6 protein-coding genes are annotated in these 11,999 nt (G+C 39.5%); all 6 read right to left on the minus strand.

Annotated elements, in window-relative coordinates; translation table 11 throughout:
- Positions 1-10: 10 nt before the first annotated feature.
- Positions 11-3,142, minus strand: a complete 3,132-nt coding sequence (locus BP74_RS09080; protein ID WP_496373276.1) for a SusC/RagA family TonB-linked outer membrane protein — start codon at positions 3,140-3,142, stop codon at positions 11-13.
- Positions 3,143-3,199: 57 nt separating this feature from the next.
- Positions 3,200-4,405 carry an ROK family protein gene (locus BP74_RS09085; RefSeq protein WP_496373278.1) on the minus strand — a complete coding sequence of 402 codons (1,206 nt, stop codon included), beginning with the start codon at positions 4,403-4,405 and terminating at the stop codon, positions 3,200-3,202.
- Between the two features lie 592 nt (positions 4,406-4,997).
- Positions 4,998-7,052 (minus strand): glycoside hydrolase family 2 protein, encoded by a 2,055-nt coding sequence (locus BP74_RS09090; protein ID WP_496373280.1) that lies wholly within the window; start codon positions 7,050-7,052, stop codon positions 4,998-5,000.
- Between the two features lie 77 nt (positions 7,053-7,129).
- Positions 7,130-9,685 carry a family 20 glycosylhydrolase gene (locus tag BP74_RS09095; protein ID WP_496373282.1) on the minus strand — a complete coding sequence of 852 codons (2,556 nt, stop codon included), beginning with the start codon at positions 9,683-9,685 and terminating at the stop codon, positions 7,130-7,132.
- A 201-nt stretch (positions 9,686-9,886) separates the two neighbouring features.
- On the minus strand, positions 9,887-10,789 hold the full coding sequence (locus BP74_RS09100) for a DMT family transporter (RefSeq protein WP_496373284.1): 903 nt from the start codon (positions 10,787-10,789) through the stop codon (positions 9,887-9,889).
- The gene (locus BP74_RS09105; RefSeq protein ID WP_496373286.1) at positions 10,773-11,993 is read right to left on the minus strand and encodes an AGE family epimerase/isomerase; all 1,221 of its coding nucleotides are present in this window, start codon (positions 11,991-11,993) and stop codon (positions 10,773-10,775) included. Before BP74_RS09105 ends, BP74_RS09100 begins: the two co-directional genes overlap by 17 nt.
- Positions 11,994-11,999 lie beyond the last annotated feature (6 nt).

Genomic DNA, 11,999 nt, shown 5'->3' on the forward strand with positions numbered 1-11,999 from the left:
GAGTTAATGATCAAAACCCTAAAGAAAGGTTGATGTAAAAAGTACGGGTGGTTGGTGCACTTCCATTTTCAAAACCTACAGCTGTTGTCCCGGTAGCAAATACTGATTCGGGATCTAATCCATGCATGTGACTATTAATAAGCCATACGTTATTGCATGATACAGATACAATTGCTTTTTGAATAAATGTCTTCTGTAACACCGTCTTGGGTAAAGTATAACTCAATTGGATGTTCCTTATTCTTAGATTGGAAGCATCATATAAATTGGTTTCAGTAATGCCGGTATTTCCTGTACCCGCGATTGCTGCCCAATATTGCTGGGTCGAAATTTTCTTTGTATTTGCAATGAACCCGCTACCACCCGGGTCAGGAATCACACCCTGAACAATCATGGAATCCCTGTTTCCGCCATTTACAGTTACTGCTGCCGTACCAGCGCGTTGCATATTATCAAGTGTTTGAGAGAATATTCTGCCCCCAATCCTGGCATCTAGTAATACTGAAAGGCCTATGCCTTTATAAGAAAATGAGTTGGATATTCCCAATAAAGCATCTGCCTGCTGGTTACCAAGCCTTGTTATATCTGTTGTGGCTTTGGGAAGACCATTTGAAGTAAGAATCAGTTGACCATTGTTTGGATCTTTAGCATCAGTAACTCTTAAAAGCTTAGTTCCGTAAATTTCACCATAAGGCTGGCCGGCAACGGCCAGGATCTTAATGTTGTCAAAACCTCCTAACTGGTACTGTTCAATATTAGGATAAATGGAAGGCACTGTATTTTTGTTGTGGGAAAAATTGACACCCAGGGTCCAGTTCAAAGAGTTCCGGCTTTCCAGAATGCGCGCATCAGCAGTTACTTCAATTCCCTTATTCTGAACGTTGCCGGAATTAACTTTCATGGAACTATAGCCACTCAGCGGATCCATTGGAAGGTTGATCAATTGACGGATCGCATTAGATTTATAAACTGAAACATCAAATCCTACCCTGTTATGGAAGAAACGCATTTCAACACCCGCTTCATAAGATTTGATCAGTTGACTTTTAACGGTGGAATCGTATAGTGTACCGTTCCTTGATGCAGTAGTGTTTCCATTTGGATCAGTACCCACACTATACGTATTGTAAAGTTCGTAAGGGCCCAGATCGCTACCTGCAGCAGCATAGGAAGCTCTTAGTTTTGTATAGCTTAGCCATGAAGGAAGATCGCCTCCATGATTACTGATCATATCAGTAAGTACATAAGAAAGGCTGACCGATGGATAAAAATAAGATTTGTTCTTTGGGGCAAGTGCCGAAGTCCAGTCATTACGAAAAGTACTATTCAGGAACAAGTAGCCATCATAGTTCACTTCCACAGCGCCATACAATGAATTGATTTTTTTCTGGCTAAATGCCTGGCTAACACCTGCATTACCAACAGAATTGTTTACTGAAAACAAATTAGGCACCCGTAATGTTCCTGCATTAATATCTATAGCGCTGTTTTGCCATGCCATCAGGTTGCCACCTACCATTACTGAACCACCCAATCTGCCAACAATATTATCCTTCTTGGCCGTAAGCATGCCACTATAATTGGTTTGGTGATAGGTTTGTTTGCCTAGACCATAGGATCCACTTTGACTGCCCGGGCTTCCACCATATCTTTTGGATTCTGTACTTGTAGTGTACATATCTGCACCTCCATTCAATTCTCCTGTTAACCATGAGGTAAACTGGTGTTTTAAAGATGCATATAAAATATAGCGGTCGCGGTTATCCGTATTCAGGTTGTATTTAGCAGCCCAATATGGGTTCATGCCCGCCCCTTTTTGCCACCAGAACATATTTCCATTACTGTCAAGCGGATTTTCAAAATTGAGAATATTCAGAGACCTGGGCAACCCATATATAGTTGCAAAAATGCTCCCGTTTTGACCTTCCAATGACCTGTTTTTAGCTACAGCATTTATATATTGAACTTTGGTGTCCAGTGTCCAGTTATCATTGTTCCCAAATTTGGTAACAGCCCTTGCCGTAATATTATTACGTGTAAGTTTAGCGCCGGGAATCATGCTTTTATTATCGAAACGATTATAAGAAGCAAAAACAGAGGTATTGTTCACCTGTTGCTGTATCGAAATATTCTGGTTAGAAACAATGCCGTTACTAAAAAAATTATTGGCATTATCATAGGCCTGCAACATAACCTGTTTGCCTGCCCAATCATTAACTGTTTGGCCTGCTATTTTTGGTCCCCAGCTTGCAGTGGAAAGTGAATCATAAATTCCATTGCTGCCCTGTGCATACAGGTTCTGCATTTCAGGCCTGGTAAAAATACTTTCAAATCCTACAGATGATGAAACGGTCACACCAAGGCCTGGTTGTTTTCTGCCAGTTTTGGTTGTAATGAGTATTACACCGTTACCACCCAGCGATCCATAAAGGGCCGCTGCTGCAGGACCTTTCAATATACTAACAGACGCAATATCATCCGGATTAATATCACTCAATCCATTACCCATATCAAGAGAAGGGTTCCAGAAATCATTGGTAGAACCAATGCCCACACGACCTGTGTTATTATCCATAGGTACGCCATCTACAACAATAAGGGGTTGGGAAGTACCCGTTAATGAATTGTTTCCACGCAAAACGATTTGTGATGATCCTCCCGGGCCATTGCCAGAACGTACCACCTGTAAACCAGCAACTTTTCCTGAAAGGTCATTTACCAGGTTTACCTCCCTTGCTTCCACCAATGTTTGCCCTTTTACCTCCTGTACGGCATACCCTAAAGATTTTTTCTGTTTTCGGATACCTAGTGCTGTTACCACTACTTCATTCATACTGTTATTGTTATCCGACAATACAACATTTAATGTATTGCTTGTTCCAACAGTAACCTCTTTACTGGCAAAATTTACGGAGGTGAATTCAATTACAGCGTTAACATCTTTTACATCAACACTAAAATTTCCATTTTCATCCGTTGCACCACTGATGTTGGTACCCCTAACATGATAGGTTGCCCCGGCAATAGGATTACCGATTCCATCCTTTACGGTTCCTGAAATCCGTTTTTGCTGGGCCATTGCCACAGCAAAACAAAGATTCAGCAACAAACAAAGCAGAAGCTTTGAGGTCATTCTTTTCATTGCAGTTTGATTTTAAAATTTTTATGGTATTGAACATCTTATTATTGAATCAGGCTATCACATCATTGCGGGATTTTTTTCTATTGCTGTTTCCAGCACTTCAAAGTTTTCCATTACCAACGCAGCTGCACCTATGAGTTCAGCCTGGATGCCTAATGATGAAATTTTTATTTCTGTGTTTTCCGCAATCTTAGGTATGCAGTGTTCATTGATTGCCTGTTGGATAGGTGCCAGCCATAATTTTCCCACGCCGGCGCCCCTGCCACTTAATACTATTAACTCCGGGTTGAGTAAATGGATCAAAATAGCGACCCCACGACCAATATTATATCCAGCTTCAGAAAATAATTCAACGGCAAATTTGTCACCCTTATCTGCAGCATCCATAATGGCAGCTGCTGTTTCTTCAATATTTTCAATTACCAGGTTTTTCAACCTAGACACCTTGCCATTTTTAAGTCCTGCAATTGCTTTTTCAGCTACAACCAACAATGAAGTTTCGGTCTCAAGACAACCACTTTTACCACAACTGCACATTTTATTATTCGTAAACAAGGGTATATGGCTAAACTCACCTGCAAACCCATTATGGCCCCGGAATAGTTCTCCTTTTAAGATCATTCCCAAACCTACTCCCCAGTTGATATTGATCACCATTACGTTTTGCCTGTTGCGCGCTTCCCCCAGTCTTAACTCAGCCAATGCTATCAGGCTGGAATCATTATCTATCAACACGGGTAGACCGACCTGCGATTCAATGTAACTAACAATACTTCCTTCATTTGCCTTCAAAAATGAATGGTTGATCCCTTTTTTAACATCTACAAAACCCGGCATACCAATGCCAATGCCCGCTATTTTATTTACCGGGATACCTGAATGATTAATGAAGTTTAAAATGTTCCTCTGCAGCTCCTGCAGGGAATTGGGATTATTGTTTAGTGTTAATTCAAACTTCTCCACCTTCCCGACAAGATTGTTTCGCATATCAACGATGGCCATGCGGGTTATTAATTGATCCATTGCAACCCCCACCACATACATCAGGTCTGGCTTTAAAGAATACATCTGGGGCCGCCGACCTCCCGTAGATAAAGCATAACCCAATTCCTTAACACTACCCTCCTCAATCAATTCATTTAAGATTTTAGTGGTCAGGGGTAAACTCTTATCCGTTAATTGGCTTAATTCGGCACATGATAATTGTCCAGAAAAATATAAATGCTTGATTATGTTTCTTTTATATGAATCTTGTTTAGTCACTTCAGGGTAATTATTGATAAAACTATTGTAAAATTTAATGGAAGATAGGAAAGTTTAATAAATTATTTAAAAACTTATAAAATATTTTAAAAAGAATGAAAGAGATAAAATGACTCTGGAAAAAGCCGTGTGATTTGACAAAAGAGAATTAAAATTTATAAAAGGCTACTGTTTTTTACGAGAATGGCTATCAGGCAAAAGAGTATTAATAGCATATTTCATTTAGCTTCTGTGCGCAGTCTTTTTCATGCTTATTAAGCCTTAAATTGTTTCCTGGCCCTTCGGAGTATTGCAGTTTATCCTTTTAATCCAATTCCACCATTCGGAAACATTAATAAGATCTATAGAGTTAGCTGGCGATGTAAACACAAGTGAAGCAGGCATTTATTAATCAGTTTCCCGCCAGTGTCTCTCCCGTTTACTTTTTATGATGTCAGGGATTGTCACTTTGTATGAAGTGCTAACAACAATCCAATAAGAAGTTACCCGCCTTATTCAATTCGTTGCTTCTGTTATTGAATGAGTATTGACCTTTGCCCAGGTGAAAAAGTAAATCACCCATTTTGTATTCTAACATAGTATGATGCAGAACTTATTTCTCATCTGCAGTCCGGTAAAATGATTTTTGGCTCACAATAAATCCAGTGGGTCTCACGATGGTAACGATGCCTTCCCCGTTAAAAAGATCATCAACTTCAATAAGCTTTGTCTCTCCTGGTTGAAGGGTTGGAATATCATAAGCTCTTGTATTCTTATAATTTCCAGCACTATCACTAATGTATAATTTATAACCCCTGGCTATATGCTGCGGCAGGCCTATGCTTCCCTGCACTGAAATTTCAATCTTTCCTTTTTTGGAATTATGAACTCCCATCACTTCTACAGGAGAAGATAGCTCACGCAATACCTTCATAGATGGTTTTGGCTGACCATACATATCATACACTCCATGCACCCTTCTTCTGAATTTATTATTTTCCGGTGTACCGGGGTAATGCGTACGATAGTCAGTAAGATCAAAATATATAGCGCCTTCGATATAAGTTTTACTTTCATAGGTAGCCATATGATAGATAAGATCTTCCACTCTCCGTTCATCACCTCCTTTAAAATTGGGTTCACATAAGCCGAATTCGGAAATAAAGAAAGGCTTTTCAGGATAACTCATATGCACGCTATCCAGATACATACCAATCTTTCCAACAGAAATTGGCCACCAGCTTCCGCCATATTCATTCATCATCAGGTAATCTCCATCATCAGCAGCATCAGGGCTAAACCCTGGGCTATTATAAAACCCCTGGGTCAAAGTATTGTTGACATAGGCTGTATGCCTCGAAGGATCAAGGTTTCGTGCTTTTGTCATGAGATCCCTGATCATTTGTTTAACATCCGCATCCCTGGCGCGCAGCTCATTACCAACACCCCAGGAGAAAATGGAAGGATGATTATACAAATTATTGATCATGGCTTCCAATTGCCTGGTAGCAATATCACGAATACCTTCGCCACCTGGTGTTTCTGGCCCCCACAATGGAACTTCCTGCTGCACCAATATGCCGTTGCGATCACAAAAATCATAAAACACGTTTCCTTGTTGAAAATGCTGCCGACTAAATATGCAATTCACATCCTTCATGAGCTTTCCCATCGCAGTGATAATAGGGGTATCAGTTTCTGCAAATCCAAAATCAGGATTAGATCCGGCTGTCCATTCCACACCCATTAGCTTGATTCTTTCGCCATTGAGAAATGTTTGATCCTCAACAAACTTTAACTCCCTGAACCCTATACAAGCGGAGATCTTATCCCGGGCCCTTCCCTTCATTATGGTAACGTCTACACGATAAAGATTGGGAAAGTCAAAATGCCAGGGATGAACATCAGGTAGTGAAAATTCAACCATAGCTTCCTTTCCTACCCAAAATGGCTTTACTACCTTGCTATAGACAATTTTGGAAGTAGGTTGATTCTCCTCCCTTATAACTATGTTCAGATTAATATCGTTTTTTTCGTCGAATCCTAGCTTAAGCTTTACATGCCCCTGGTTGGTGGAAACGTTTAACTCAGGAGTGACATGCATATATGTTGCAGCAGGTTTATCGCTGACAATCAAACGTGCAGGGCGAATAAGGCCACCATCATTTGGCCAATCAAAAGAACTTCCATAAGGTACTTTTTCCTTACCATAATCATTATTCACAGCCAGTGTGAGCCAATTTTCCTTTCCATAATTCAGTGAACTATCCAGGCGGATAGAAATTTTATTAAAACCATCACCTAAATTCTGTGCTACTTTTTTATTATTGATGTAAATAATAGACGTGTGGTTAACACCATCAAATTTCAACACAACATTTTTATTCTTCCAGTTTGACGGGATATTGATTTTTTTCTGGTACCATGCCCATCCATAATAATTTTGAGTTTTCAGGGCAATATTCCATGTATGGGGTAGTTGGACTATACTGACATGTTTAAGGGCTTTCTCCCAATCTAAATTTCCCGGTAGAGAGGCATTGCTATCTATGGCAAATTGCCAGTTTTTATTTAAAGGAATTGTATCTCTCTGTCCTATTGCCGCCAAAGCAATCAATAAGGCAAGGTTGAGAACAAAAAAAGGTTTCAGCATTATTTTTATATTCATTCACAACTATTTTATGAGCAAATAACCAGGCTGGCTCCACAATTAAAGTTTTGATTTCATCCTGCTTATTCTTTCTGCTAAAGTGGAACAAAAGTGAACATCCACTTCACAGGGTTTTGCCAGTTTTCCCCTTTAAAACTTCCAATTGGGGCTTTAATCAATATAGTATTCCATCCCTTTTCCAAATAGATCTTCGTGGCTTCGCGGTAATCATAACCTTCATCCACCAAAGGAATTTCAAGGTTGCCTTTTTGCCCTCCGTGCTTCCATTTAGGAGGTGGCACCAGGTTTCCATTTACCCACACTGCGGACTTCTTATTATCCCATTCACCTAGTGGTGGTGAATCAGTTGCTGTTGACCGGGATAGATTATAGAATCCAATCCAAAACTCCTTTTCACCTGCTACTTCATTCCATATCCTGGAACTCGCATACCAGGTTGTATTTTCATTCGGTTTTTTTACTGCACCTTTTATAAGGGGAGCCCACCAATGTCTCAGTACAATAGTTCCCCCGGTAACAGAAATTCCCTGGCTGTTCGAATCCTTACCCATCTCTGTTTCAGGCCAAAAGGTAGCCGACAGGTTACCTTTATTTTCAAACGGACCTAACAATTGCCAATTCGATAAAGTTTGTCTTACATAGGGAAATGGCTTGTTTCTGAAATAAAGTTCTTTATGGGTCAAAAGCCTGTTTTCGAAATCTGCAAAACCAATTTTATCTCCATCACTAACATTTGATATCCATCCTGCCTGACCACCCCCTCTCCAACTCCTTTCTGCAAAACTCAATAGGGAAGGATAAACAGGATTCATTTTTAAAATATCGTCACCTGTAGCTACCGCTCTGTCATTCCACAAACAAATAATACCACCTAAGGCATTGGAAGTACCATGATCTTTTCCTGCTATCTGCCGGTTATATATGGTAACAACACTTTCAAGAGGATCCATGTGATTCAGATATAAATGCCTGCTATCAAGATATTGGATCTTTGAATTATCCATAACCTTTCCTGCATCATCCATCCATAATTGTCGAACAGTTTGACCGGTGAAATTTCCTCCAGGCTGCCATCCTATCACCTTTTTGCCCAGGCTTTCGATGTAAGCAGAGACTTCCGGGATAAAATTTAAATTGGAAATCTTTACTTCATCAGCACCTATATGGATATATGGCACATCATATTTTTCACAGATCTCCTTAAGGATATTTTTTACAATAACTAATCCCGAATCAGTTTGCATATCCGTTTTCATAGCTCTTTTAAAAGCAGCACTATGCCCGGGCATGTCAACCTCCGGTATGAAGGTGATAAATCTCTCCTTACAGTAATGAATCAACTCTTTTATTTCATTTTCTGTATAATACATGCCCTTATCCCTTAACATATTTTCAGGGGCTGTAAGCTGTGGATATTGTTCAATAGCCAAACGCCAGGCAATATCCTCTGTCGGGTGAAAATGAAATACATTCATTTTATAGCGGGACATCTGGTCAATTTGCTCTTTCAACCAATCGATTGACATATAATTACGTCCAACATCTATCATATAGCCTCTCCAACTGAAAGCTGGCCAGTCAGTGATCTCACAACTATTCAGATAAACTCCTGTTCGAGCAAGTTGTAACAGTGTTTGAATGCCATTGAAAATTCCATGTGAAGTATTAGCTACCAGCTCAATTTTTTCAGGCATAACCTTCAATCGATAGGCCTCTTCCTCAAAAAATGGAGTCGTAACTTTCCCGATTTTTAATTCAATAACATTTTTACCACCATCATTATTCAGGGGAATAACATATCCCAATTTTTCAATCTGATCCTTCAACCACTCTCCTTGCCTTAAAATAGCTGTATCATTGATTTTGATAGTCTGGCTTGCATACAAAGGAAAAAACCCTTTATTCCATTGTAATTTTTGTGGCAATGGCAATAAAGCTGGATTAACTTCCACATCATATACATAAGGAAACAATAAATGTTTCCATAACTGGTAGCCTTTACCAGTTAAATGCAACCCATCATTAGTATAAGCTGTGTCCAGTTTTCCTTTGGTATTTTTAAAATAAGGAAACAGGTCAATAAATTGATAATTATGCGATGAAGCACTTTCCTGGAGGCTTTTATTTACAAGCAGGATATCATTACCCCTTTTGGTGTGACCATCAAATTTGCCATAAAAGTCATTTACAGGCAATAAGCTCTGTATAAAAAGCCTGGTACCTGGGCTCTGCTCACGCATTTGATCTGCAACGATCAAAATATTTTTAATAAGGCTATCAGTTGATATTCCATTCGCAAGATCATTGATCCCTATCATGACAAATAGCTTTCCTGGTTTTCGATTTACGATCTCAGTCAACCTGTTCAATACGCCTGCAGATACGTCACCACTGATACCCCGGTTTTTTATTCTCAGGTCATGGAACAATTCACTCCATTCACCTCCATCTGTGATGCTGTTACCCAAAAAAATAATATCTCCGGAAGTTTGTGGCAAAGCACTGAACAAACTGTATCGCTGCTGGTAATACGGCGTTACTGAAGGTCCGGTTATATAGGCCGTTTTTTGTTGTGCCTTACAAAATAATCCAGCAAGCAGGATTAATAAGAAAAGGAAATATTTATGCATTTCAAGGAGTAATTTTTAATAAATTTTCAGTTGATCAATCTTAAGATGCATGCCTGCAATAATGTATAAAAAGGGAATATTGTCATCCTTTCCATTTTCATTCTTTCACACCTATTACTTACCCACCAAAAGAACAATACAACATTTTAACCCACAACAACAATCAAACAACAATTATTTGTCCTGGGATCAAAGCCATTATCAGTCAAGAAAAACTTCACTCGTCTTAATTTTTATTTTAGATAAAAACAATCCAACTATCACTAATAAAACGCCAACAATGGTATAAGCATTTATAGAATCGTGCATGATTAATGCTGCGATCATAAAGCCAAATAATGGACAAAGAAACAACCAGAGGCCTGCGCGTATGGCATTCAACTGCAATAACCATAACCACAACTGCACAGCAAAAATGGAAACAGGAATGGCCAACCATGCCACTGATAACCAAAACCTGTTGTTAAATTGATTACCAGAACCGTTATAAAAGAAAAATGTTACCGGCAATAAAAACAATCCTCCGATCAACGTTTGCCATCCATTGATGGTTAGCAGAGACAATCCATTCCATTGCTTTGACGAAAAATAAATAGCTCCAATAGAATAGGATAGCATGCTTAATAACAAAATCAATAACCCCTTTACGCTTACCGCAGCATTACCCAACAAAGGCCAGGAGGCACACACTACTCCTAGTGTACATACGACGATCGCAAGAATGAGGGAATAATGCAATTTCTTTTTTAAAAAGAAAACTGAAAGAAAACTTATGAATACGGGATTAGTGGCAACAGCCAATGCTCCAATCCCGGCTGTTATGTCTTGCATAGCCACTACGTAAAGACCCAGGTAAATACTGATGTTCAAAAGTCCGTACATCACCAATTGCTTCCATTCGCCGTTTATTGGCAACCGCTTTCTTAAAATAACGTGAGCAATGAATAACATAATAATGGAAGCCAATGCAAAACGTACTTCAGCAATTATCAAAGGTTGCGCAACTGTAAGGCCCAATTTAGTTGCAGTAGAAGCAGATGCCCAGAGCACAGCGAAGATGATACCCGCAATAAACCAACTGAGATTTTTATTTATGTGTAACATCAGCGCTTACGTAATTATTACTTCGTTCCACGTGATCCTTAATAATTTGACTGCAAATCCATTCCTGCCTGGGTAAATGAAAGGGGCCCTTAAATAAATTTCCTTTTGCTGGTTGAGCCACTTTACCATCCCTATGTAAATATCCAAACCATTCACCATTTTGCTTGTCGTGAAAATGGGCATAGGCATATTCATGGATCAATTTATGCCAATTGGCATATTTTTCATTCCCTGTCATTAAAAAGGCTAATAGTGTAGCAATGATCGCCTCATTTTGAGGCCACCAGAATTTCATATCCTGCCAGTATTCCTGAACTGGCCAGTCAAAAACATCCTTATAATACAAGATGCCTCCATATTCCTTGTCCCAGCCCCTCTCCCACATATAATCCAGCATTTTGCAACCCAATGCCACCAGTTGTGGGTCGTTGTTTCGATACTTAGCCTCCTGGAGAATAAACCAGGCTCCCTCTATAGCATGTCCGGGATTTAGCGTACGTCCATCAATATGGTCAATAATGCTGCCGTCCGGCCCTACCTGTTCCATTACGCATTGAATATCGTCTTTGACAAAATCCCTTTCGATCTCAGATATCCACCTATTGATCCATGAATCACAACGATCATCACCAATGGTTTCCCTAACCTGTTGCGCCGTGTTGATCATGATCATTGGCACACCAATACCCTTAGATGGACGCGTATGGGTAAATTTTGAAGGAAGCTGTTTTTCTCCGTTGGCATAAGCAATACATTGAGTAAAAATATTTCGCGCATTCTGAGCAGCTTGTTCATCACCACAGGCTCTGGCATAGGCTGCAGCGGCTATTACATAAAAAGTCTCAGAAAAAAAATACCTTCTTTTTCTTATCGGCTTTCCATTGCGGGTTACATGAAAAAACATCTGTCCATCCTCGTCGAAACAATGTTTGTTTAAAAAATCATAACCCAACTTCGCACCATCTAACCATTCCTGCTTTCTTTCAACCGTATTGTATAATGTAGCCAATAACCAGGTAGCTCTGCCCTGGATCCAAACAGCTTTATCGTCATCCATTAATGTTCCATCTGCATCTCTCATTAATAAAAAACCACCATGTTCTTTATCAAATGACCGGGGAAACCAAAAAGGCAGGGTATCTTTTAGTAATTGATTGGAATAAAATTCCTGCAACTCCACCAGTTCTTGCCAGGTATAACTCATTCTAAA

The organism is Flavisolibacter ginsengiterrae DSM 18136 (assembly GCF_059568575.1).

What these genes read in the sequence shown, in the direction of transcription:
- BP74_RS09080 (WP_496373276.1), bottom strand. Translation starts at nt 3,142, where the DNA reads ATGAAAAGAATGACCTCAAAGCTTCTGCTTTGTTTGTTGCTGAATCTT.
- BP74_RS09090 (WP_496373280.1), bottom strand. Translation starts at nt 7,052, where the DNA reads ATGAATATAAAAATAATGCTGAAACCTTTTTTTGTTCTCAACCTTGCC.
- BP74_RS09095 (WP_496373282.1), bottom strand. Translation starts at nt 9,685, where the DNA reads ATGCATAAATATTTCCTTTTCTTATTAATCCTGCTTGCTGGATTATTT.
- BP74_RS09100 (WP_496373284.1), bottom strand. Translation starts at nt 10,789, where the DNA reads ATGTTACACATAAATAAAAATCTCAGTTGGTTTATTGCGGGTATCATC.
- BP74_RS09105 (WP_496373286.1), bottom strand. Translation starts at nt 11,993, where the DNA reads ATGAGTTATACCTGGCAAGAACTGGTGGAGTTGCAGGAATTTTATTCC.